General features: G+C 62.2%; 23 protein-coding genes and 1 tRNA gene. 13 read left to right on the top strand and 11 right to left on the bottom strand.

The annotated features are described in order from the left end of the window. Positions 1 to 326 precede the first annotated feature (326 nt). The 6 genes from CZ345_RS10910 (at position 327) to CZ345_RS10885 (ending at position 6,097) form a co-directional block, all read left to right on the top strand. Entirely contained in the window at positions 327 to 959 is a 633-nt protein-coding gene (locus CZ345_RS10910; protein WP_077073178.1) for a metal ABC transporter substrate-binding protein, read from the top strand. Continuing rightward, positions 914 to 1,471, top strand: coding sequence for a metal ABC transporter solute-binding protein, Zn/Mn family (locus tag CZ345_RS10905; RefSeq protein ID WP_162274968.1), 558 nt, complete (start codon positions 914 to 916; stop codon positions 1,469 to 1,471). Before CZ345_RS10910 ends, CZ345_RS10905 begins: the two co-directional genes overlap by 46 nt. Beyond that, positions 1,461 to 2,246, top strand: a complete 786-nt coding sequence (locus CZ345_RS10900; RefSeq protein WP_077073176.1) for a metal ABC transporter ATP-binding protein — start codon at positions 1,461 to 1,463, stop codon at positions 2,244 to 2,246. Before CZ345_RS10905 ends, CZ345_RS10900 begins: the two co-directional genes overlap by 11 nt. Beyond that, complete coding sequence (locus CZ345_RS10895; protein ID WP_077073175.1) at positions 2,239 to 3,102, top strand: metal ABC transporter permease; 864 nt, start codon at positions 2,239 to 2,241, stop codon at positions 3,100 to 3,102. The genes CZ345_RS10900 and CZ345_RS10895 overlap by 8 nt, the downstream gene beginning before the upstream one ends. A gap of 563 nt (positions 3,103 to 3,665) precedes the next feature. Next, on the top strand, positions 3,666 to 4,934 hold the full coding sequence (locus tag CZ345_RS10890) for a 4Fe-4S dicluster domain-containing protein (RefSeq protein WP_239446678.1): 1,269 nt from the start codon (positions 3,666 to 3,668) through the stop codon (positions 4,932 to 4,934). A gap of 416 nt (positions 4,935 to 5,350) precedes the next feature. Further along, positions 5,351 to 6,097: an endonuclease gene (locus tag CZ345_RS10885; protein WP_077074069.1), complete on the top strand. Its 747-nt coding sequence runs from the start codon at positions 5,351 to 5,353 to the stop codon at positions 6,095 to 6,097. 438 nt (positions 6,098 to 6,535) lie between these two features. Here CZ345_RS10885 and CZ345_RS10875 read toward each other — a convergent pair. Together CZ345_RS10875 and tnpA (CZ345_RS10870) are read right to left on the bottom strand one after the other, a co-directional pair. Further along, a tRNA-Ile gene (locus CZ345_RS10875) sits at positions 6,536 to 6,611 on the bottom strand. Positions 6,612 to 6,897: 286 nt separating this feature from the next. After that, the gene (tnpA, locus tag CZ345_RS10870) at positions 6,898 to 7,359 is read right to left on the bottom strand and encodes an IS200/IS605 family transposase (protein WP_077073173.1); all 462 of its coding nucleotides are present in this window, start codon (positions 7,357 to 7,359) and stop codon (positions 6,898 to 6,900) included. An 832-nt stretch (positions 7,360 to 8,191) separates the two neighbouring features. Here tnpA (CZ345_RS10870) and CZ345_RS10865 point away from each other — a divergent pair. Both CZ345_RS10865 and CZ345_RS10860 read left to right on the top strand, forming a co-directional pair. After that, positions 8,192 to 8,842, top strand: a complete 651-nt coding sequence (locus CZ345_RS10865; protein ID WP_077073172.1) for a YiaD family glycine zipper/OmpA-like lipoprotein — start codon at positions 8,192 to 8,194, stop codon at positions 8,840 to 8,842. A gap of 188 nt (positions 8,843 to 9,030) precedes the next feature. Next, positions 9,031 to 9,441, top strand: coding sequence for a YqaA family protein (locus CZ345_RS10860; RefSeq protein WP_239446677.1), 411 nt, complete (start codon positions 9,031 to 9,033; stop codon positions 9,439 to 9,441). 482 nt (positions 9,442 to 9,923) lie between these two features. Here the strand turns inward: CZ345_RS10860 and dnaK are convergent, their stop codons facing one another. The 3 genes from dnaK to CZ345_RS10840 form a co-directional block, all read right to left on the bottom strand. Then, on the bottom strand, positions 9,924 to 11,828 hold the full coding sequence (gene dnaK / locus CZ345_RS10855; RefSeq protein WP_077073171.1) for a molecular chaperone DnaK: 1,905 nt from the start codon (positions 11,826 to 11,828) through the stop codon (positions 9,924 to 9,926). A 512-nt stretch (positions 11,829 to 12,340) separates the two neighbouring features. Beyond that, on the bottom strand, positions 12,341 to 13,114 hold the full coding sequence (gene aroD, locus CZ345_RS10845; RefSeq protein WP_077074067.1) for a type I 3-dehydroquinate dehydratase: 774 nt from the start codon (positions 13,112 to 13,114) through the stop codon (positions 12,341 to 12,343). Between the two features lie 299 nt (positions 13,115 to 13,413). Continuing rightward, on the bottom strand, positions 13,414 to 13,662 hold the full coding sequence (locus CZ345_RS10840; RefSeq protein ID WP_077073169.1) for a hypothetical protein: 249 nt from the start codon (positions 13,660 to 13,662) through the stop codon (positions 13,414 to 13,416). 259 nt (positions 13,663 to 13,921) lie between these two features. On the opposite strand from CZ345_RS10840, the gene murI reads away from it, so the two are divergent. From murI to CZ345_RS10825, 3 genes are read left to right on the top strand one after another with little or no spacing between them, the layout of a single operon-like run. After that, positions 13,922 to 14,809 carry a glutamate racemase gene (gene murI / locus CZ345_RS10835; RefSeq protein ID WP_077073168.1) on the top strand — a complete coding sequence of 296 codons (888 nt, stop codon included), beginning with the start codon at positions 13,922 to 13,924 and terminating at the stop codon, positions 14,807 to 14,809. Beyond that, a complete protein-coding gene (gene truA, locus CZ345_RS10830) occupies positions 14,809 to 15,621 on the top strand; it encodes a tRNA pseudouridine(38-40) synthase TruA (protein ID WP_077073167.1) in 813 nt (270 codons plus the stop codon). The genes murI and truA overlap by 1 nt, the downstream gene beginning before the upstream one ends. Further along, the gene (locus CZ345_RS10825) at positions 15,618 to 16,556 is read left to right on the top strand and encodes a pseudouridine synthase family protein (protein WP_162274967.1); all 939 of its coding nucleotides are present in this window, start codon (positions 15,618 to 15,620) and stop codon (positions 16,554 to 16,556) included. Before truA ends, CZ345_RS10825 begins: the two co-directional genes overlap by 4 nt. Before the next feature lie 136 nt (positions 16,557 to 16,692). Here the strand turns inward: CZ345_RS10825 and tnpA (CZ345_RS10820) are convergent, their stop codons facing one another. The 3 genes from tnpA (CZ345_RS10820) to CZ345_RS10810 all read right to left on the bottom strand — a co-directional run bounded on the left by tnpA (CZ345_RS10820) (position 16,693) and on the right by CZ345_RS10810 (position 18,166). Then, positions 16,693 to 17,154: an IS200/IS605 family transposase gene (tnpA, locus tag CZ345_RS10820; protein WP_077072120.1), complete on the bottom strand. Its 462-nt coding sequence runs from the start codon at positions 17,152 to 17,154 to the stop codon at positions 16,693 to 16,695. Positions 17,155 to 17,342: 188 nt separating this feature from the next. Continuing rightward, the gene (locus CZ345_RS10815) at positions 17,343 to 17,564 is read right to left on the bottom strand and encodes a TraR/DksA family transcriptional regulator (RefSeq protein WP_077073165.1); all 222 of its coding nucleotides are present in this window, start codon (positions 17,562 to 17,564) and stop codon (positions 17,343 to 17,345) included. 104 nt (positions 17,565 to 17,668) lie between these two features. After that, a complete protein-coding gene (locus CZ345_RS10810; RefSeq protein WP_077073164.1) occupies positions 17,669 to 18,166 on the bottom strand; it encodes a NanQ anomerase/TabA/YiaL family protein in 498 nt (165 codons plus the stop codon). Between the two features lie 419 nt (positions 18,167 to 18,585). Here CZ345_RS10810 and CZ345_RS10805 point away from each other — a divergent pair, with 419 nt between their 5' ends. After that, a complete protein-coding gene (locus tag CZ345_RS10805; RefSeq protein WP_077073163.1) occupies positions 18,586 to 19,188 on the top strand; it encodes a recombinase family protein in 603 nt (200 codons plus the stop codon). Between the two features lie 572 nt (positions 19,189 to 19,760). Then, the gene (locus CZ345_RS10795) at positions 19,761 to 20,297 is read left to right on the top strand and encodes a hypothetical protein (RefSeq protein ID WP_077073161.1); all 537 of its coding nucleotides are present in this window, start codon (positions 19,761 to 19,763) and stop codon (positions 20,295 to 20,297) included. 246 nt (positions 20,298 to 20,543) lie between these two features. Here the strand turns inward: CZ345_RS10795 and CZ345_RS10790 are convergent, their stop codons facing one another. The 3 genes from CZ345_RS10790 to pyrE are packed head-to-tail and all read right to left on the bottom strand — an operon-like array spanning position 20,544 to position 22,527. Continuing rightward, positions 20,544 to 20,969, bottom strand: coding sequence for an aspartate carbamoyltransferase regulatory subunit (locus CZ345_RS10790; RefSeq protein WP_077073160.1), 426 nt, complete (start codon positions 20,967 to 20,969; stop codon positions 20,544 to 20,546). Further along, complete coding sequence (pyrB, locus tag CZ345_RS10785; RefSeq protein WP_077073159.1) at positions 20,970 to 21,884, bottom strand: aspartate carbamoyltransferase; 915 nt, start codon at positions 21,882 to 21,884, stop codon at positions 20,970 to 20,972. A 1-nt stretch (position 21,885) separates the two neighbouring features. Continuing rightward, complete coding sequence (gene pyrE, locus CZ345_RS10780) at positions 21,886 to 22,527, bottom strand: orotate phosphoribosyltransferase (RefSeq protein WP_077073158.1); 642 nt, start codon at positions 22,525 to 22,527, stop codon at positions 21,886 to 21,888. Positions 22,528 to 22,635 lie beyond the last annotated feature (108 nt).

Below are 22,635 nucleotides of genomic sequence, written 5' to 3'. Positions count from 1 at the left end.
CATACGCATGTTGTCCGCACGGCTTTCCGCCGTGCCGTCGGATTCCGTTCCTGTCCCGACAGTCCGCGTTGTGCGGACATGTACGAACGCTTACTCCTTCCTTTCCCGTCATGTTCAATAAAGCACTTATGATTTTCTCCGTCAATGCCTGTACCTCCGCCATGCGGCTGCACGGGTCCGGCCGCATCACCGGGCCGCGCTCCGCGCAGGCCAAGGCGCACGGAAACGGCGGGAACTTGACATCTTCGCCCGTTAAGTTTCTGCTGTTCTGCCGCACGATTCTCTCTTTCCGCCCGCTGCGGCGGGTCCGGCTTTTCAGGTGAAGCATGAAAACAGTTCTTTCCCTTCTCGTATGCCTTGTTCTCGGCCTTTCCTCCCCGACGGGAGCCGCCGCCCGGGAAATCACGGCTTCCGTCTTCCCCGTATGGCTTCTGCTGCGCGAGGTGGCGCGCGACGTGCCCGACGCGCATGTTTCCCTTCTTCTGCCCCCCGGCACGGGCTGCCCCCACGACTATGCCATGACGCCGCAGGACAGGCGCGGCCTCGCCCGGGCGGACGTGCTCGTCATCAACGGCCTCGGGCTGGAAAGCTTTCTCGGGGAAAAGGGACGCGTGGAGGAACTCATGAAGAAAGGTTCCGCCGTCATCGACGTTTCCCGGGGCGTGGAAGGGCTCATGCATGATGAGGACGACGACCACGGCCACAACCACGGGGGCGTGAACCCGCATATTTTTGCAAGCCCGGCCATGATGGAGCGCATGGCCGCCTCTCTGGCAGAGCAGCTTGCCGCGCTGGACCCGGCAAACGCCGCCCTGTACGGGGAAGGCGGCAGGCGCGCCGCCGCGCTCTACGCCGCGCTGGCCGAGGAATGCCGNCCGCCGTCATCGACGTTTCCCGGGGCGTGGAAGGGCTCATGCATGATGAGGACGACGACCACGGCCACAACCACGGGGGCGTGAACCCGCATATTTTTGCAAGCCCGGCCATGATGGAGCGCATGGCCGCCTCTCTGGCAGAGCAGCTTGCCGCGCTGGACCCGGCAAACGCCGCCCTGTACGGGGAAGGCGGCAGGCGCGCCGCCGCGCTCTACGCCGCGCTGGCCGAGGAATGCCGCGCAACCGGCGCGCGCCTTGCAGGCAAGGGCGTGCTCGTGCAGCACGAAATCTTCAGCTACCTTGCCCGCGACATGGGGCTGCGCGTGGACGGCGTGATCCGGCAGGGCGAAGGGCTGGAACCTTCCGCACGCGGTATGCTGACCCTGGTGCGCGCCATACGCGAAAAGGGCACCTCCGCCGTGATTACGGAACCGCAGTACCCCGACCGCGCGGGCAAGACCCTGGCTGCGGAAACGGGCATCACCTGCATTACCCTCGACCCCATGGCGAGCGGCCCGGAAGACGCGCCCCTCGATTATTATGAAAACGTCATGCGCGAAAATCTGCGCATTCTGGAGCAGGCCCTTGGAAGCTGATACCCCCGCCATTGTTTTCGACCATGTGAGCGTGACCAGAAGCGGGCTGAACATTCTCGATCAGGTGAACGCCGTCGTGCCCAGAGGCAGCTGCACGGTGCTCATCGGCCCCAACGGCGCGGGCAAGACCACGCTGCTGCTCGCGCTTCTGGGGGAAGTGAACTACAGAGGCCGCATCACCCTCGGCGGCGGGAAGGGCCTGCGCATAGGCTATGTGCCGCAGAAGCTCATGCTCGACCGGGGTATGCCCTTCACCGTGGCGGAATTTCTGGCCATGGGCGTGCAGAAGCGCCCGCTGTGGCTCGGCATTTCCCGCAGGGCGAAGGACGAGGCCATGGCCCTGCTGGAACAGGTGCACGCCGCGCATCTCATAAAGCGCCGCGTGGGCACGCTTTCCGGCGGAGAAATGCAGCGCGTGCTGCTTGCCCTCGCCCTTCAGCAGAAACCCGAACTGCTGGTGCTGGACGAACCTTCCGCCGGGGTGGACTTCGAAGGCGGCCGCCTGTTCTGCGAACTTCTGGACGATCTGCGCCGCACAAGAAAGTTCACCCAGATCATGGTGAGCCACGACCTCGGCATGGTGGCCCATCACGCCACCTGCGTCATCTGTCTGAAACGGCGCGTCGTCGCGCAGGGAGCGCCCCGGGACGTGCTTACCGGAGAAGTGCTTCAGGCCCTGTTCGGTATGCACATGGGGCTTATCTGCGCGCAGGACCACACCCACGCCATGCCCTCTTCCGGGCACAACCACCACGGGGAGCACCGTCATGCCTGATCTTTCGTGGCTCTTTTCCCTTGCCTCCCACTTCCCGCTGGACGGCATGGACATGCGCTTCATGCAGCAGGCGCTCATCGCCCTTGTGCTGCTCGCCCCCATGACGGCCGCCCTCGGCGTGCAGGTGGTGCATTACCGCATGGCCTTCTTTTCCGACGCGGTGGGCCATTCCGCCTTTGCGGGGGTGGCCACGGGGCTCGTGCTCGGCGTGGACCCGCACCTTTCCATGCCGCTGTTCGGACTCGCGGTGGGGCTCATCATCATGTTCATGCAGCGCTTCAGCGCCCTGCCCTCCGACACCGTCATCGGCGTGGTGTTTTCCGCCGTGGTGGCCGGGGGCCTTGCCGTGGTAAGCCGCAACAACACCATCGCGCGCGACCTGCAGCAGTTCCTTTACGGCGACATCCTCACCATGACGGAAACGGACATCGTGTGGCTGTGCGGGCTGTTCCTGCTCTTCGTGCTTTTCGAGCTTCTCGCCTTCAACCGCCTGCTGTACGCGGGCACGAGCGGCATCATCGCCCGGGCGCACCGCGTGCCCGTGGCCCTGTTCGAATACCTCTTCGCCGCGCTGCTTGCGCTTGTGGTCATGTTCTCCGTCTGGGGCGTGGGCGTGCTGCTCGTCACCGCCATGCTCACCGTTCCCGCAGCCTCGGCCCGCAACTTCGCCAGAAGCGCGGGAGGCATGTTCTGGTGGGCCATACTCGTAGGCACAAGCTCCGCCGTGGCGGGACTCGCCCTTTCCGTCCAGCCCTGGATGGGCACGGCTACGGGGGCCACCATCATTCTCGTATCCTGCCTGTGGTTCCTGGCAAGCGTGGTGGCCGCCTCCGTACGCAACGAACGCCAGGCATAAGGCGGCAAAAAACGCATAACGGGGCCCCGCCCCGCCGAAAAGCCCCGAAGGCCGTGCCCGAGGGGCTTTTCTCTGCCCCGCAGGGAACGGGCCGCACGCCGGAAGCGCAGCGCCGCGCCGGGAACACGCCTGCCCCCCGTCCGCCCTCTCCGACGCCGGGAAAGAGGGCGGACGTCCGTTCCCCTCCGCCTCGTACAAGGCCCGCCGAAGCCGCATACTCCGCCACATCACGGGCGGGCCCGCGCCCTTCTGCCCGGAGCCTCCGGCCCCCTTTTCCCGAAGCAACGGGTGCGCATACGCGCTCCGCATACATGGCTTCGGCAAAGTGCTCCGTTCGGGGAGGATACCTTCCGCTCTGTTCCGCTGAAGCCCTTCTTGATGTTTCTCTGCAACGCGCTACAATAGTTCCGTCATTTTCATGGTATTATTTTACAGCGACACAGACGAGTGCCGGGCTTTCATGCTCCGCTGCGGGCGTAAAGAGAGAATCAGCGCTCCTTTTCCCGCAAACACCGCCCACGGCCGCGCTTTCCCTTTATCCGCCAGATGCGAAGGAGACTCTTGTGGGACATCACCTCATGCTGGAAAAGCAATCCGCCTACGGCCGGATGATCGACAGACTCAACCGCTTCCCCCAGGGCGCGCCGGAATCGGAAACGCTCTACTCCATCCTCAAAATGCTCTTTACGGAAAAAGAGGCCGACCTTGTGGCGCAGATGCCCATACGGCCCTTTACCGCTGCCGACGCCGCAAAGCGCTGGAACATGTCGGAAACGGAAGCGCACAAGATTCTGGACAACCTCGCTTCCCGCGCCATGCTGGTGGATATGGACGTGAAGGGCGAACAGATGTACTGCCTGCCCCCGCCCATGGCCGGATTCTTTGAATTTTCCATGATGCGCGTGAGAAAGGACGTGGACCAGAAAACCCTTGCCGAGCTCTTCAACCAGTACATCAACGTGGAAGAAGACTTCATGCGCGAGCTTTTCGTCACCGGCGATACGGGCCTCGGCCGCGTTTTCGTGCAGGAACCCACGGTGAAGGCACCCTACGCCATGGAGATTCTCGACTGGGAACGCGCCACCCACGTCATTGAAACGGCCTCCCAGTGCGGCATAAGCATGTGCTACTGCCGCCACAAGAAACAGCACCTCGGCACCGCCTGCGACGCGCCCATGGATATCTGCATGACGTTCAACACCGCCGCCCATTCCCTCATCAAGCACGGCCATGCCAGAGAAGTGAGCAAGAGCGAATGCCTCGAACTTCTGCATCAGGCATGGGAACACAATCTCGTGCAGTTCGGGGAAAACGTGCGCGAAGGCGTGAACTTCATCTGCAACTGCTGCGGCTGCTGCTGCGAGGCTCTCGGCGCGGTGAAGCGCTTCCAGATGACGCAGACCATCCATTCCAACTTCATCATGCACATGGACGAATCGGCCTGCGTGAAGTGCGGCCGCTGCGTCGAACTGTGCCCGGTGAACGCCCTGACCATGGTACGGGGCGAAGACGGCTCCCGCCGCGTGGACTTCAATGCGGAACTGTGCCTCGGCTGCGGCGTGTGCACGCGCGGCTGCGCCAAGGGCGCCCTGACCCTCGTGCCCCGGCCGGAACGCACCATCACGCCCCTCAACACCACGCACCGCGCCGTGGTCATGGCCACGGAACGCGGCAACCTGCAGGACCTCATCTTCGACAACCGCATGCTCTTCAGCCACCGCCTGCTGGCGGGCGTGCTCGGCTCCATCCTGCGTATGCCCGCGGTGAAGCGTTCTCTGGCGCAGAAGCAGCTCAAGTCCCGCTTCATCGAAAAAATCTGCGAAAAAATCTGACCGTATGCCGGGCGGAGCGCGCTCCGTCCGGCCCCTGCGGCGTCTCTGCCGCAAGGCAGGCCTGTTCAGAAAAAACTGCCGGGAAAAACTCCGGCCGGGCCGAAGGCCCGCATCCCGCCCTGTACGGAACCGTGCCGAAACCATGCGAAAAACGCCCTTTCGGAAGCGCAGGCCCTGCTGCTCCGCCTCAGAAAGGGCGTTTTTCGTGTCTTCCCGGCAGAGCGCCGGGCCGCCCCCCCGGGCAAGCGATAACCAATGCGTACGGCCGGGCAGCGCCCGCAGGCGGCACGCCCCTGCGGCAGGCGGCACGCCCCTGCGGGCGGCTCTCCCTGCCGGAACCGGGCGGTCGCGGCCGACGGAAGGCCGCGTGCGGCCGAGGCTTTTTTTATCCTTCCGAATCGGCTATCGTGCCCTGCATGAAAAAATTCCTTTTCTTTCTGCTTCTGGCAATGGCTGTCCCCGGCATGGCGGCGGGGGCCGGAAACGAACGCAACGAATCCTTTGCCAAGGCAAAGCGCCTGCTTGAGGACAAGGTGTACGTCGACCACCGCGTCACCGTGTACTGCGGCTATGCCTTCGATGAGGACAAACGCATCTGCCTGCCCGCAGGCTTTACCACGGAAAAGCACCGTCAGCGCGCCGAACGCATGGAATGGGAACACGCCGTTCCTGCGGAAAACTTCGGACGGGCCTTCCCCGAATGGCGTGAAGGCTCCCCCGTATGCGTCGACCGCAAGGGCAAGGCCTACAGGGGCCGCAAATGCGCCGAAAAGGCCAGCCGCGAATACCGGCTCATGCAGGCGGACATGTACAACCTCTTCCCCGCCGTGGGAGCGGTGAACGCCGTGCGGAGCAACAAACAGTATTCCGAACTGCCCGGAGCGGCCCCCGCCTTCGGCTCCTGCCCGGCCAAAGTGGAGGGAAACCGCTTTGAACCGCCGCAGCAGGCCAAGGGCGAACTGGCCCGCGCCGGGCTTTACATGGACGGGGAATACCCCGAATTCCGCCTCAGCCGCCAGCAGAAAAGGCTTTTCGAGGCCTGGAGCAGGCAGGACCCCGTGGATGAATGGGAATGCACCCGGACAAAGAGAATCGAAAAGCTGCAGGGCAACGAAAATGCCGTGGTCAAGAACCTGTGCATAGACGCCGGGCTGTGGCGCTGACATGACGCCTGCGTGCGGCACGCCGAGGGCATGACTGTGCCCCGCGCCCGCCCCTTCCGCAGGAAACGACGGGCGGCAATGCCGAAAGCGGCGCCTGCCTCCGGCAACATGCCGCCTATCCGCCTTCCCGGCGCGGAACGCCGCAGAAAGCGGCCCGGAAAAGGGGCGGGCGAAAGCGCAGGCAACCATGGGGCGGAAGCCGCTTCTGCCCGCAGGCATAACCATGATGCGGACTGCCCGCAGCCGTTTCACGGGGGGAAGCCTTCCCCCGTTCCGCGAACATGCGGCCCGGAAGAAACTGCCCCGGACAGCCTCGGCTTCAGCCGTTCTTGAAACAGGGCCGTAAGCGAAAAGAAACGCCCCAAGCCCTCTACCTCAGAAACAGCATAAAAAAAGAGGCCATGGAAGCAGCGTGCTTTCATGGCCTTTTTGACGGGGTGGTGGACCCGGCAGGCTTCGAACCTACGACAATCCGGTTATGAGCCGGGGGCTCTACCAACTGAGCTACGGGTCCAACAGCGGGAATATGACTCCATTCTCTTCATTTGGCAAGAGAAAAGATGACGCATCCGCCAAAATCTTCCCCCTCCTCGCCCCGGGCGGAAGGTTCCCTCTTTCCGCAAAAGCACGGGCCTGAGGCTCCGCACACCTTCCCGCAGGAAGGATTCCCGCCGGGGACGCGCCCCAGCCGGAGAAAGAGTCAGGACCGCCCCTTCAAGGGGCGGTTTGATTTGACCCTATAAGGGTCTGTTACCCGGCTGCCCTCTTAAGAGGGCTCTGTCTCGACTCTTGCCGAAGAGTTATTTCCTGCTGCTCGTAAACGAGCTGACGGGCCGTTCTACCAGGCTATACTGGTCTGTTATTTTGTCTCGTTCTTCCTGCTCCCTCACATATTTGATGATGGTCGCCTCATTTACTCCCACCGTGCTGACAAAATAACCGGTACACCAGAAATAGCGATTGCCGAACTTGTAGCGCAGATGCGGAAAACTCTCGAATATCATCAGAGAACTCTTCCCTTTCAAATACCCCATGATCTGCGCCACGCTATACTTGGGCGGAATCTTGACGCACATATGAATATGGTCCACACACGCATTTGCTTCCACTATCTCTATTCCTTTGTATTCACACAGTTTTCTCAGAATTTCGCCGATCGTTCTGCGATACCTTCCGTATACCAGCTTGCGTCTGAATTTCGGAGCGAAAACGATGTGATACTTGCAGTTCCAACGGGTATGGTTTAAACTCTGGTCATTCATTATTGGGTTCCTTTGTGTATAGATTTCGAGTCAAGACAACTGGTTATCTCACAAAGGAACCCCTTTTTTAACTTATGTAAAGGCTTCGCCTTTTTGGAACTCCCCGCATAGCGGGGAGTTTTCAGTCTTAAAAAAAGTCGGCCTGTCCGGGAGGGACAGGCCGACTGAGAAGAGGAGAGAAAGAAGAGAGTATGGAACCGTTTCCGTGGTATGACTTTCCACGACTCCTTTCTACAAAATGCCTGAAAAAAGTCACGTTTCAAACTCTTTCCCCTCCCGCAACACTTCGCAAGGCAAAACCCCGCCGCACGGCATGGAGGGGCGGAAAAGAGCGTCGCCTTTTTCCGCCTTCCTTCCCGGCGCACCATGCGGCAGAAAAACGCCCGCCCCAAAACGCCGTGCCTCCCCGTTGCCGGGCGCGGGAGGAAGGCATGACACGTCGACGACAAAAGGCCCGCCCGCAGGGATGCGGACGGGCGGAGCAAAAGGATGAGGGAAAAAGGAGGAGAGTTCCCGACCACCCGGGGGAGGGATGGCCTCAATGATTCCGTTATACGCCGAGGGCGGCACAAGTCACGTTTCAAACTCTTTCTGCGCTGCAATATTATGAAAGCTTTCCTGAAAAACGAAAGAAACGGCGAAAAAGCGCATGATAAAAAAACGCTTCCCCCATGCTCCTGAGCCGGAAAAACGCCGTACCGTGAGGGAAACATTTGCCTTTTCACATGGGCGCGGCTATGATGAGTCATATTTCCGGCCCCGGCTCCGCATCGGGGAAGAACGGAATAACCTGCCTTTCCCTACAGAACGGTAAGCACAGGAAGGACGTGCCATGAAAAAAATCTACACTCTCGGACTCATCGCCACCCTGATGCTCGGCAGCGGCTGCGCCATGCAGAGCAACACGGGCAAGGGCGCGGCCTACGGCACCGCCGGCGGCGCTGCCGCAGGCGCCATTCTCGGCCAGATCATCGGCGGCAACACCAAGTCCACCCTCATCGGCACCGCCGCAGGCGCGGTGATCGGCGGCCTTGCCGGAACGGGCATCGGCGCCATGATGGATAATCAGGAAAGCGACATGCGGCAGGCTCTGGCCAATTCCGAGGCCGTCGCCGTTCAGCGCCAGGGCGACGCGCTCGCCCTCACCTTCAAGAGCGACTTCACCTTTGCGGTGAACTCCTCCTCCATCCGCCCCGGCATGTATTCCGAAATCGACCGCATCGCGCAGGTGCTCTCCCGCTATCCGCAGACCACCATCACCGTCATCGGTCATACCGACAGCACGGGTTCGGAATCCTACAATCAGCAGCTTTCCGAACGCCGCGCCGACAGCGTGAAGAACGCCCTGGTACAGCGCGGCATTTCGCCTTCGCGCATTTCCGCCATGGGCTACGGAGAAAGCGCCCCCATTGCCGACAACAACACCGAATACGGACGCCAGCAGAACCGCCGCGTGGAAGTCCGCATCAACCCCGTACAGTAACAGCCGCAGGGCCCGCAGAACCGCTGCGGGCCTTTTTCCGTCAGCCTGAACCGGGAATGCCCCCTCACGGGGCCGCTCTGTCCCCGGTCATGCCGCGCCATGCCCGGCGCTTCTTCCTCCGCCCCCCGCCTTCTCCGCTCCGCTCAGCTTCCGCCGTTCCGTTCCGCCCCATGAAGGAATATATCCTTATGTTCGCCGTGGCCTTTCTGGCCGCCACGCTTTTTCCCGCACAGTCCGAAGCCGTGCTGGTGGCGCTCGTGGCCGAAGGGGAACATTCCCTCTGGGGACTTGTGGGAACGGCCACCCTGGGCAACAGTCTGGGTTCCGCCCTCAACTGGTACCTGGGCTCCCTCTCCCACCGTTTTCTGCACAGCCGCTGGTTCCCCATAAGCGAAGCCAGGCTCCGCAAGGCCGAAACCTGGTACCACACCTACGGCCGCTGGTCGCTGCTCTTGAGCTGGGTTCCCTTCATCGGAGATCCGCTCACCTTTGCGGCAGGAGTACTCCGGGAACCCTTCGTCTCCTTCTTTGCCCTCACCCTGACGGCCAAGCTCTGCCGCTATCTCGTGCTCGTGGGGGCGTATCTGGCCCTTTTCTAGCATCCTTGCCCTTCCCTCCCGAAGCGGCCGGAAGGCGCATAGAGGCCCGTCTCTCCCGCCCCCGTCCCCCTGCGCGAAGCGGAGCTTCCGCGCCCCTGTCCGTCCATGCCGGACGCCCACGGCGGCAAAGCGCCGCAGCAGAAAGGCGGCCCGCCGGGAGGGCCTGCCCGCTTCTTCTGCGGGCTTTCGTTTCCCTCTGCCCGGAATGGCGGAAGGCGCAAAGCCCCGCATCCTGAGGCGCGCCTCAAAGACGGCAGCGCCGGTCACGCCGCTTCATCCGTGCCGGTACGGCACTTTCTCCGCATTCTTTTTCCCCGGGACGGGAGCCGGAGAGCTCTCCGCAGGGGGAAAGAAAACCATGACCTGCCGGAGAGAAAAGCCGGTCCGCCCCGCGCTCCACCGCCGGAAGGCGCATACGAAAAGGCCCCGCCTCCTTTTCAGGAGACGGGGCCGTATGTGTGGTCTGGTGTCAGCCGGAGGGCTTACTTCACTTCGGTGAAGTCGGCGTCGACCACGTCGTCGTCCTTCTTCTCGCCGCCCTGGGCCTGCTGGCCGCCCTGGGCACCTTGGGCGCCCTGCTGGGCCTGAGCGTTCTTATAAAGCTGTTCCGCCAGCTTGTGGGAAGCCTGGGACAGGTCTTCGGAGGCCTTCTTGATGGCGTCGGTATCGGAGCCTTCCATGGCCTTCTTCAGAACTTCGGTCTTGCTTTCCACATCGGCCTTCACCGCGGGGTCGACCTTGTCGCCGAGGTCCTTGAGGGACTTTTCGGTGGCGTAGATGAGGGCGTCGGCCTGGTTGCGGGCTTCGATGTTTTCCTGCTTCTTCTTGTCTTCGGCGGCGTTGGCTTCGGCTTCACGCACCAGCTTGTTGATTTCTTCCTCGCTGAGGCCGGAAGAAGACTTGATCTGGATGGACTGTTCCTTGCCGGTGCCGAGATCCTTGGCGGACACGTTCACGATGCCGTTGGCGTCGATATCGAAGGTGACTTCGATCTGCGGGACGCCGCGGGGAGCCGCAGGAATGCCCGTGAGCTGGAAGTTGCCCAGCGTCATGTTGTCGGCCGCCATGGGACGTTCGCCCTGGAGCACATGGATGTCCACGGCGGGCTGGTTGTCGGCCGCGGTGGAGAAGGTCTGGCTCTTGCGGGTAGGAATGGTGGTGTTGCGGTCGATCAGCTTGGTGAACACGCCGCCCATGGTTTCAATACCGAGGGAGAGCGGGGTCACGTCGAGCAGCAGCACGTCCTTCACGTCGCCGGTGAGGATGGCGCCCTGGATGGAAGCACCCATGGCCACCACTTCGTCGGGGTTCACGGAACGGTTGGGTTCCTTGCCGAAGAATTCGCCCACCTTCTTCTGCACCAGAGGCATACGGGTCATGCCGCCCACGAGCACCACTTCGTCGATTTCGGAAGCGGAGAGACCGGCGTCGGCAAGAGCCTTGCGGCAGGGTTCGATGGAGCGTTCCACAAGATCCATGACCATCTGTTCCAGCTTGGCGCGGGAGAGCGTCATCATGAGATGCTTGGGGCCGGAGGCGTCGGCCGTGATGAAGGGCAGGTTGATCTGCGTTTCCAGAGAGTTGGAAAGTTCCTTCTTCGCGTTTTCGGCCGCTTCCTTCAGGCGCTGCAGAGCCATGCGGTCCTGCGAGAGGTCGATGCCGTACTGACCCTTGAATTCGTCCACCATGTAGCGGATGATGCGCTGGTCGAAGTCTTCGCCGCCGAGGAAGGTGTCGCCGTTGGTGGCGCGCACTTCCACGACGTTGTCGCCCACTTCGAGGATGGAGATATCGAAGGTGCCGCCGCCGAGGTCGTACACGGCGATCTTTTCATTGGCCTTGCGGTCGAAGCCGTAGGCCAGAGAGGCGGCCGTAGGTTCGTTGATGATACGCTTCACATCGAGGCCCGCGATCTTGCCGGCGTCCTTGGTGGCCTGACGCTGGGCATCGTTGAAGTAGGCGGGAACGGTGATGACCGCTTCGGTCACGGGTTCGCCGAGGTAGGCTTCCGCATCCTTCTTGAGCTGACCGAGGATGACGGCGGAAATTTCCTGGGGGCTGTAGTCGTGCCCGTCCACACGCACGGCGGCGTCGCCGTTGGCGGAAGCCACGATGGCGTAGGGGGCGTGCTGCATCCAGTGCTGCACTTCGGGAGCGTCGGCGCGGCGGCCCATGAGACGCTTCACGGCAAAAATGGTGCGGTCGGGGTTGGTCACGGCCTGGCGCTTGGCGGTTTCGCCGACCAGACGTTCCTTATCGGTAAAAGCGACGATGGACGGAGTGGTCCGGCCGCCATTGGGATTGGAGATGCACTTGGGCTCCTTGCCTTCCATCACATAAACGCAGCTGTTGGTGGTGCCAAGGTCGATACCAATAATCTTGCCCATACTATATTTCCTCCTCAATTCTTGCTTGGTTGGGGTAAGGGGCGCCGTCCGGCGCGCTCGCTTACAGGCAATAGGTAATTCCGTTTTGTTCTCCGTCTAGGGGGGGAAAGACAACTTTTTTGAAAAAATCGCCCCGTGCGGCCCGGATTTCGCCTTTTTTGCGCCATGCAGGACCCCGGCCCGCCCTTCCCCGGCCCCGGGGAGAAGGCCCCTCTCCGCCTTTCCCGCCCCCAAAAGGCCGTTCGGCCTTCTCCCAGGGCCGGGCGGCAGGAGAAAGCCTGCCGAAGCGTGGGAGCGGCGCGTTCCGCATCTCTTCTTCCGGCAAAGCCGGCGGAATCCCGCTCCATGGCGCAAGGGGGACATGCCCGCCCGCCCCATGCCGGAACGCTCCTTAAAAAGAAAAGGGAGGAAATCCTCCCTGAAAAAAACCATCGCCCGCCCGGAAGGCACGCCCCTGCCGCAGCAGGCACGCGCTCCGCTTCCCGGCACGGGGAGGGCAGGCTCCCCAAAACTCAGCGGGAAGCGCCCTCCAGCGCCTCGAGCACGGCATGGAGGGCGGCAACATCCATCTGCCCCGGAGCGCTGGCCCTCTCCGCCGCGCCGAAGGTGGCGGCGCTGCCGAAGAAGCGCCCGCTCACGCGGCTGATGACGCCGAGCGGCCCCATGCTCATGGTGATGAGGGGGCGCCTTGCCCGGGCAAAGGCCTCCTGCGTGGCGGAAAGCAGGGTGAGCACGTCGGCCGGACTTTGCGGCATGACGGCGATCTTGGCGATGTCCGCCACCAGTTCTTCCTGCATGAAGAGCAGGCGGCGCACGATTTCCTTCTTCCCGGGCGTGGCGTGAAAATCGTGATTGCTGGCCACCACGGGCACGTTGCAGGCATGGGCGCGGGCTATGATGTCCTTTGCCTCTCCGGTACGGAAGAAGGCCTCCACGTCCAGAAGGTCGACAAGGCCGCTTTCGCACAGCAAAGCGCAGAGCGGAGCGTAGTCTTCCGCGTCGAGGGGGCGCTTTCCGCCTTCATCCGTGGTGCGGAAGGTGGCCAGAAGCGGCACGGAAAGTTCCCCGCGCAGCATGCGCAGGGCCTCCTTCACGGCTCCTTCATCCACAGGGGCGGGAGCGCCGAACATGTCCACCCGCCATTCCGCCATGTCCGCAGGCAGAGAACGGAGCTTCCGCGCCTCCTCGCGCAGGCCCTCCATGGTGGAAGACGTAAGGGGAACGATGATGCGGGGACTGCCCCCGCCTATATCCAGACGGCCGACTCGAACCATATCCGCAGGCATGGAAAACATCCTGAAAAAACGGCAGACAACAGGCGCCGTGCGCCCTGCCGGAAGACGCACGGAAAAAGCGCGCAAAAAACCGAGCCGGACGCGCGCCTCTTCCGGCAGCGAAAACGGGACGCCGCCGGAAAAAATCGCGCGCCCGCAGCAAAGCTCTGCGGAAAAAGCCCCTGCCTGCGCCGCATCGGCCGCGCCCCCGCCGCTTCCGGGCAGAGGACGCATGACGAAATCCGGCGCGGAAAACAGCGCCGGAACCGCAGACGCAAGGGCGTTTTCAGGCCTTCCGGCCGCAGGGAGACTCAGAGCCAGGGCTCGTTGTCGGCTTCATCAAGGAATTTATAGGAGCGCACATAAATCTGGCGCTGGCCTTCTTCCATGACCTTGCACAGAAGTTCCACGGGGGAACCGACCATTTCGGCCAGATCCGCGCCGGCGCCGCGCGGAAAAATGGGCCATTCCTGTTCTTCGCCGTCAAGAAGCGCTACGCGGCAGGGGCCGCCTTCAAGGGGGGAAACTGTACCTCTGAGTGTGAGCGGAGCGGAACTCATGCAAAAAGCCCTCAAAACATCGTGAAATCGTTGGCCCGCAAGGGGTCAGCGGAAAGCCGCCGCAGGGGCGGGCGTTCCTTGTACTGTGTTTGTTACAGTTCAGTTTTCTTGTCAAGACGGATGCGGCACAAAAAGCTGCCGGAAAACAAAATCTTCGCCCTCTCCCGCCTGCCGGAGGGCGCGCCATTGACCTTTCCGTTCAAGGCGCGCTAGGAACGGTGTGGGCGAAGGCCCGATGAAAACAACCATGCGAGGGCGTATGATCACCACTCAGGGCATATCCTCAAGCCTCTCCCCCCAGCGCGAGCTGCCCATAGGCCTTTTCGATTCCGGCGTGGGCGGCATGACGGTGCTGCGCGCCATGAGGGAACAGCTTCCCAACGAGTCCTTTCTCTATCTGGGCGATACGGCCCGCATGCCCTACGGCACCAAGGGCGTGGAAACCGTGCGGAAATACTGCCTTGAAGCCGCCGCGAAACTGGTGGAAAGGGGCATCAAGCTCCTTGTGGTGGCCTGCAACACCGCCACGGCGGCCGCGCTCCCCCAGCTTCAGGCCGCCTGCCCCGGCATGGACGTGGTGGGCGTGGTGGAACCCGGGGCCGAAGCCGCCTGCCGGGCCACCAGAAGCGGCTACATCGCCGTCATCGCCACAAGCGGAACCATACGCGGCCGCGCCTACGAGGAAGCCATACTGCGCCGCATGCCTGACGCGCGCATTTCCGCCAAGGCCTGCCCGCTCTTTGTTTCCATGGCGGAAGACGGCCTGCTGGAAGGGCCGCTGGCCGAAGCGCTGGCCGCCCGCTACCTCGACCCCATTTTCCGCAATCCGCGGGAACAGGGGCTGGAAGTGCCCGACACCCTCGTGCTGGCCTGCACCCACTTCCCCCTGCTCAGAAACGCCATCGCCCGCGCTGCGGGAGAAGGCGTGACCATTGTGGATTCCGCAAGCAACACCGCTCGCGAAGTGCGCGCCCTGCTGCAGAAAAAGCACCTTGCGCGCGGTTCCGGCCCCAACGTGGGCATGCCGCTCTGCCCCGGCTCCGTGCGCTTTCTCACCACGGACGACGTGCCCCGCTTCACCCGCATGGGCGAACTTTTCCTGGGCATTCCCATTGCACCCTGTACCGTGGAACTGGTGGAACTCTGATGCCGCGCCTCAAGCTTACCCTTGCCTATGTGGGCACGCATTATCACGGCTGGCAGATACAGGCCTGGAAGGACAGAGAAGACCCGCCCACCGTACAGGCCTTTGTGGAAAAGGCCGTTTCCCAGGTGGCGGGCAGGCCCACCCATGTGCAGGCTGCGGGCCGCACCGACGCGGGCGTTCACGCCGACGCGCAGGTGGCCCACTGCGACATTCCCGAGGAACGGACCCATGTGCGCTGGAAGCTCGCGCTGAACACGCTCCTGCCCCGCGACATCCGCGTCATGGACGCATGCCTCGTGCCGGACGACTTCGACGCCTGCTTCAGCGTGAAGCGCAAGATATACACCTATTCGCTGTGGCTCGACCACATCTGCACGCCGCCGAAGCTCTACCCCTTCGTGTGGGCCTGCGGCCCCTTCGACATCGACCGCTTCGACGCGGCCGTTCCCTACCTTGTGGGGGAACACGACTTTGCGGCCCTGCAGAATGCGGGCACCCCGCACAAGAGCACGGTGCGTACCCTCTACTCCATACGGCGCACGCCCGCGCGCACGCCGTATGCGGCCCTGCCCGAAAACTGCCTGAACATCGACGTGCGCTTCGAGGGCAACGGATTCCTCAAACAGATGGTGCGCAACCTCGTGGGGCTCATGGTGGCCTGCGGCCGCGGCAGATTCGAGCCTGAGCGCATTCCCGAACTTCTGGAATCAAAAAACCGGCGGCTCGCCCCCTTCACCGCTCCGCCTCAGGGCCTGACCATGACGCGGATATGGTATGAGGGAGAACCCATGCCCGAAGGATGGGAAGCATGAAAACCATACTCGTTCCCGAAGAAGACGACGGCGCAAGGCTCGACCGCGCTCTCGCCCGTCTGACGCCGGACATGGGGCTTCGCGGCCGCCGCAGGCTCTGCGAGATGCACCTTGTCCTTGTGAACAGCAGGGAGGCCGCAGCCTCGTACAAGGTGCGCGCAGGCGACAGCCTCGCTCTTTGTAAAGAAGCCCCTGACGGGGAAAAAGAGGCCCTCCCCCGCGCCGACGCGCCCCGCCTTGTGGCGCGCACGAAGCACCTGGCCTTTCTGTACAAACCTGCGGCCATGCACACCGAATCTCTGGCAGGCAAGCCCGGGGAAAGCCTGGAGGCCGCGCTTGAGGCTATGCTCGGCTGCCGGGCCCGCCTTCTGAACCGGCTGGACTTCGCCACCTCCGGCATTACGGCCGCGGCGCTCTCCCCTGCGGGGGAAGAGGCGTACCGGGCCGCGCAGGATGCGGGGTTGACGCAGAAGCGCTACCTTGCCCTGCTGGAAGGGAACATGCCCCGCCCCGTGCTGGCCGACCGCAGGCTCCTTCTGAAAAACCGCAGCCGCGTGCTCGTGGAACTCGAACGCCACCCCGACGCGCGCCGCCACACGCACATCACGCCCCTTGCCGTCATGGAGGCCGCGCCTGTTCTTGCCGCGCTGGGGCTGCCCGCATCCGGCAGCGCGCCGGAAAGCATCACCCTTGCCGGATGCGTCATTTTAAAAGGCGCGCGGCATCAGATACGCGCCCACTGCGCCTTTTGCGGCTTCCCCCTCGCGGGAGACGGCCGCTACGGCGCAAAGACTGTCCCGGAGGGGGAGGAACGCTTCTTCCTCCATCACGGCCGCCTCATTCTGCCGGAAGCGGATGCCTTCTGCCTGCCGCCGTGGCTGGACGCGCTGGATGAGGAAGCCGCGCGCCGGGCACGGCTCTGGCTGAAAGCCTGAGGAAGATTCCGGCTCCAGAACGCCTGAAGATACGAGTCAGGACCGCCCCTTCAAGGGGCGGTTTGATTTGACCCTATAAGGGTCTGTTACCCGGCTGCCCTCTTAAGAGGGCTCTGTCTCGACTCTTGCCGAAGAGTTATTTCCTGCTGCTCGTAAACGAGCTGACGGGCCGTTCTACCAGGCTATACTGGTCTGTTATTTTGTCTCGTTCTTCCTGCTCCCTCACATATTTGATGATGGTCGCCTCATTTACTCCCACCGTGCTGACAAAATAACCGGTACACCAGAAATGGCGATTGCCGAACTTGTAGCGCAGATGCGGAAAACTCTCGAATATCATCAGAGAACTCTTCCCTTTCAAATACCCCATGATCTGCGCCACGCTATACTTGGGCGGAATCTTGACGCACATATGAATATGGTCCACACACGCATTTGCTTCCACTATCTCTATTCCTTTGTATTCACACAGTTTTCTCAGAATTTCGCCGATCGTTCTGCGATACCTTCCGTATACCAGCTTGCGTCTGAATTTCGGAGCGAAAACGATGTGATACTTGCAGTTCCAACGGGTATGGTTTAAACTCTGGTCATTCATTATTGGGTTCCTTTGTGTATAGATTTCGAGTCGAGACAACTGGTTATCTCACAAAGGAACCCCTTTTTTAACTTATGTAAAGGCTTCGCCTTTTTGGAACTCCCCGCATAGCGGGGAGTTTTCAGTCTTAAAAGAAAGGCCGCCGCGCCATGCGCGACGGCCTTCGTCATTTCTGAATAAACGCTCCGTTACTGGCGTTCCTTCTCCCATTCCTCCTGGCAGGAGAGGCACAGGCCCACGCCGGGAATGGCCTTGAGCCGGGCCTCGGGAATGGGTTCGCCGCATTCGCGGCAGCAGGGCTTGCCGTCTATCCACTCCGGGCCTTCCTGATAGCCGACATTGGCGGCCTGCCGCAGTGCGGATTCACGTTCAATTCGTTCCAGTTCCGTAGCCTGATCAAACACATCCATAATTATGCTCCTGAAAAACTCTCCCGCGCAGGCGGGAAAAGAGCGTAAGGCAAGGCGCGCCCAGAGCGCGCACGGATTTGGGGAGATCCTCCCCGGGACCGCGGTTACAGAGAATGCGGAGCAGCCAGAAGCTCCGCCGGTATCTTGACCACCAGCTTCTTCACCCTGCCGGAAGCGGCTCTGAGACAGGGCATGTGGGCTTCCCCGGGCATGACGAGGGCGAACATGCCCGGCGTGAGGTGGGCGCGGGCCGCGCACGCGGGCTTATCCTCATAGAAGGCGAGATCGCGCGCTTCGTCACGCATACTTTCTTTTTCATCCCCGCGGAGAAAAAACACGTTGATGAACTCATCGCCCGAAAGCACGGCCTGTATGTCGGCCATGCGATCATGGCTTTCGTAGCGGGCCCGGGATTCCTCCCTCGGCTCGTAGCTTTCCACATTGGCCGCGACGCCGCCCTTCTCCGGGCCGCCCGCCAGAAGGTAACGGCCGTCCGGCAGGTTTTCCCCCTGACGGACAAGCTCCATGAGTTCGGGATAAAGGGCGCTCCAGCACTCTCCGAGAGGGTACTGCGCGCCGCGTTCGAAGGTATCGATAATCATCGGGGCAAACTCCACAAAACACATGCGCCGGATCATCCGACCATGCTTGACGATGGGCGAGAATGCCTTGTGCGGCAGGCAATGTCAAGAGCCGGGAAGCGCGTTCTGCAGGGAAAAAAGGCCCCGGGAACATCCCCTTTCCCTGCGGAAAAAGCGCCTTCGGAAAGGCCGGTATATACCCTTATGCCCGAAAAGCGCAACGCTGCGCCGCGCCTGCGGCGCCCGCGCCGGGAAAAAAGCCCCGCCGCCGGATGCTTTTTCCTGAAAAGTCTTATTTTACCAAACGGTTCCGGCCTGTTATCTTCTCCTTTCCTTCCCGTCGGCCCCCAAAGACGCGACAGAAGGACTCGTGAGGCCCCGAAACGCCCGGACGACGGGCCCGGCGCACCGGCACATTCCCCCCGCAGGAGCGAAACACCATGGGAAACATCTACGGATACATCCGCATATCGAGCACGGAACAGAACGAACGCCGCCAGATTATGGCGCTGGAACAGTACCCCCTGCCCATGACCGGCATCTACATGGACAAGATGTCGGGCAAGGACTTTCACCGCCCGCAGTACCGGGCCATGCTCCGCCGACTCAGGCCCGGAGACCTCGTATGCGTGACCAGCATCGACAGGCTGGGCCGCAACTATGAGGAAATACAGAGGCAGTGGCGCATCCTCACCAGAGAAAGAAAGGTGGATATTCTGGTACTCGACATGCCCCTGCTCGACACCCGGCGCGACAAGGACCTTCTCGGCACCTTCATCGCCGATCTCGTGCTTCAGGTGCTTTCCTTCGCCGCCCAGAACGAAAGGGAAAACATACGCAGACGCCAGGCCGAAGGCATTGCCGCGGCCAGGAAAAAAGGCGTCCGTTTCGGAAGGCCGCCCAAACCTCTCCCCGCAGAATTTCCGGCCGCGCTCCGGCTATGGACAGAAGGAAAAATCACCCTGGCCGACGCCGCACGCTCCTGCCGCATGGCGAAATCCTCCTTCCGGTACAGGGCCATGCGGGAAATGAAATTCCGCTGAGACGGAAAAGTGTACTTTTTTGTCCCTCGGCCTCCGGGAACGCAACGGTTTTCATTCTAATGCAAAATCATTCATCATTCCAGTAAAAAATACCCCTCCGGCACGGTGCGCGAACTATTTTTTCTCATTCGAAAAAGTACATTTGATTCCCCGCTCCGTTCCTTTTACCCGGAGAAAAAATATGTACGCTCAGGAAAAACGTCCCTTTGGGTCTGTACCTCAAAGACATCGCACATAAAGAAATCTCATCCTTCCGCATGGGTCTTCCTTTCCGCGCCATGCGCCGCACAACATGCCGCTGATACGGATTTTTTGAGAAGATACTGCACGGATACAGATTCCGCGCCTGCGTTCCCTGCACGGTCATGCAGCTCGAACAGGCGTGACGCACGTCCCGTACCCGGCCTTTTCCCGCACGCTCCGGCCTCTTTCTGCCCGGCTCTCCACGCCCGGCCGGTCTCCCGAAGGACCCGCCGACATTCAGGCAAGGCGAAGGCCGCGCAGGAGCCTGCCTCCGCCTTGCCCATGAAGGACACGGAAAGTTCGTCCATCTCTTCCTCACGGAGAAAGCCATGCGCACCGCAGTCCCCCTGCTTCTGTGTCTGCTTCTTTATGCCGCGCCGGCCGCCCCCCTGGACGCGGCGGAACCCTTCCCCGCCTGGGGCGCTTCCCCGGGCGAGGTGCTCGACATGCGCCGCCCCCGCCTTGTTGCCTGCGAAGAAAGCAGAAGCCTGCTCTTCCCCCTTTCCGTGTACGCCGTACTCACGCAGGAACAGGTGAACGGGCGCCCCGCCTCCGTCCTCTACGGCTTTTCCGGCGGCGCGCTGCTGGAATACGCCGTTTCCTTCCACGGCGATTGCCGGAGCCTTTACGCCGAGCTGAAAGCCGGGCTTCAGGCTTCCTGCCGCCCGTACCGCGGCCCGTACTTTCCCGGTATCGACGATGCCTTCATCAATGAGAATGAGGACACGCTCTACCTGCTGCTGCCCGGCAGGGAGGCCGTGCTCTATGCGCTGGATATGCGCGCCTACGCCCGCCATGTCCGCCCTTCCGCCGGAGAAAACGGACGACGCGCCCTCCGGCGGCCGGTCTCCCTCCCGGCATCCTGAAAAGCAAAAACCGGAACAGCGCGGCGAACGAGGCGACATCCGCCGGTAAAAAGCATCCTCCTCACCAGACCACGCGGATACGCTTCCTTCCGGCAATAACGACACGTTGCGGGACGCCCGGAACAAGGGCATGAAAAAACGCCATGGAAATTCCATGGCGTTTGTTGCGGCTCCCGGGCCCCTGCGGGCCCTGTCGTGCCGGGGCGGCCCTTCCTTCATGCGGGAAAGGCGCGCCCTGCAAAAAACCTAGTCTGCGCCCTTGGCCCTGCTTTCGCAGTAGATGCAGCGGTAGACGCGGTTTTCCCTGTCGGTGAGCTTGAAGATGTGGGGCAGTTCCTGTTCCGTGGAGGTGATGCAGCGCGGGTTCTTGCAGCGGATGACGTTCACCACCCGTTCGGGAAGTTCCACGCTGAACTTGCGGTCGAGCCTGCCGTCGCGCACGATGCTCACGGTGATGCCCGGGTCCACATAGCCCAGCACCGCAAAGTCGAGGTCGATGATTTCGTCGATCTTGATGATGTCCTTGCGGCCCATCTTGCGGCTGGTCACGTTCTTGAGAACGGCCACGGAGCACTGAAGCTTGTCCAGATGAAGAATCTGGTACAGCTCCATGCTGCGGCCCGCCTTGATATGGTCGAGAACGATGCCGTTGGAAATTGCGTCGATGACCATTTAGTTCACCCCCAGCAGTTTCATGATGAGCGCCATGCGCATGTATTTGCCGTTCATGACCTGCCGGAAGTAGGCCGCGCGCGGGTCGTCGTCCACAGCCACGGAGATTTCGTTCACGCGGGGCAGCGGGTGCATGATGCACATGTCGCTTTTGGCGCCGTTCAGCTTCTCGGGCGTGAGGATGTAGCTGTCCTTCAGGCGGATGTAGTCGGCTTCGTTGAAGAAGCGTTCCTTCTGCACGCGGGTCATGTACAGAACGTCGAGCTGCGGCATGGCGGCCACGAGGTCGGTGGTCTCCTCGTAGGCGATGCCGTTTTTCTCCATCACGTCCTTGCGGATGTAGCCGGGCAGGCGCAGTTCATCGGGCGAGATGAGCACGAACTTCACGCCCTTGTAGCGGGACATGGCCGCAATGAGCGAATGCACGGTACGGCCGAACTTGAGGTCGCCGCAGAGGCCGATGACCAGATTCTCCAGCCTGCCCTTCTCGCGCCAGATGGTGAGAAGGTCGGCAAGGGTCTGCGTGGGATGGTTGTGCCCGCCGTCGCCCGCGTTGATGACGGGCACCGGGGACTTCATGGAAGCCACGAGCGGCGCGCCTTCCTTGGGGTGACGCATGGCGATGATGTCGGCGTAGCAGCCCACCACCTGCACGGTGTCGGACACGCTCTCGCCCTTGGAGGCGGAAGAGCTCTGCGCTTCGGAAAAGCCGAGCACCTGGCCGCCGAGTTCGTACATGGCGGCTTCAAAGCTCAGGCGCGTGCGGGTGGAAGGTTCGAAGAACAGCGTGGCCAGCTTTTTGCCCGCGCACTTGTGGGCGTAGACTTCGGGACGGGCGATGATGTCCAGCGCCGTGGCAAGGAGCTTTTCGATGTCCTCCGTGGACAGGTCGCGGATATCGATGAGGCTTTTCATGTTACGCACCGATCCAGCTTTCATCGGAAGGATTGTTGCGGAAGGCGATGAGGCGCGCCACGTCTTCCTGACGGATGTAGCCCGTTTCCGCAGCCACGGCCGCGATGGTGTCGAAATTGGTGAGGCTCACGTTCTTTACCGAGGCTTCGGCCAGACGGTCCAGCCCCTTCTTCATGCCGTAGGTGAAGATGCTGGCCACGCCGAGCACCTCGGCTCCGGCTTCGCGCAGCACCCTGACCACGTCGAGCACGCTGCCGGCCGTGGAGATGAGGTCTTCGATGACCACCACCTTCTGCCCGGGCTCCAGGCGGCCTTCAATCTGATTGCCGCGGCCGTGATCCTTGGCGCTGGAGCGCACATAGCCCATGGGCAGGCCCATGATGTGGCCCACGATGGCCGCATGGGCGATGCCCGCCGTGCTCGTGCCCATGAGCACTTCACATTCGGGGTATTCCTCGCGCACCACGGCGGCAAGGGCGTTTTCCACATCGTTGCGCACTTCGGGCGCGGTGAGGGTCAGGCGGTTGTCGCAGTACACGGGGCTTTTGATGCCGCTGGCCCAGGTGAAGGGTTCGTCGGGGCGGAAGAACACGGCCCTGATGGAAAGCAGATCCTTGGCGATGAGTTTTTCGCGGGATTCCATGCTGATGCTCCTTCGTTATGCTGATGCTTGTTCGTTTCTCTTATACATGGCCGGGCCTTCCGGGCCCGGAGGCAAAAGGCGCGGCTGCGCCCGACAGAGGCAGGGCAC

Origin of the sequence: Mailhella massiliensis (assembly GCF_900155525.1) — a bacterium.
GTDB lineage: Bacteria > Desulfobacterota > Desulfovibrionia > Desulfovibrionales > Desulfovibrionaceae > Mailhella > Mailhella massiliensis.
Note: the sequence above shows the minus strand (reverse complement) of the source record. Positions and strands in the feature narration are given on the sequence as shown.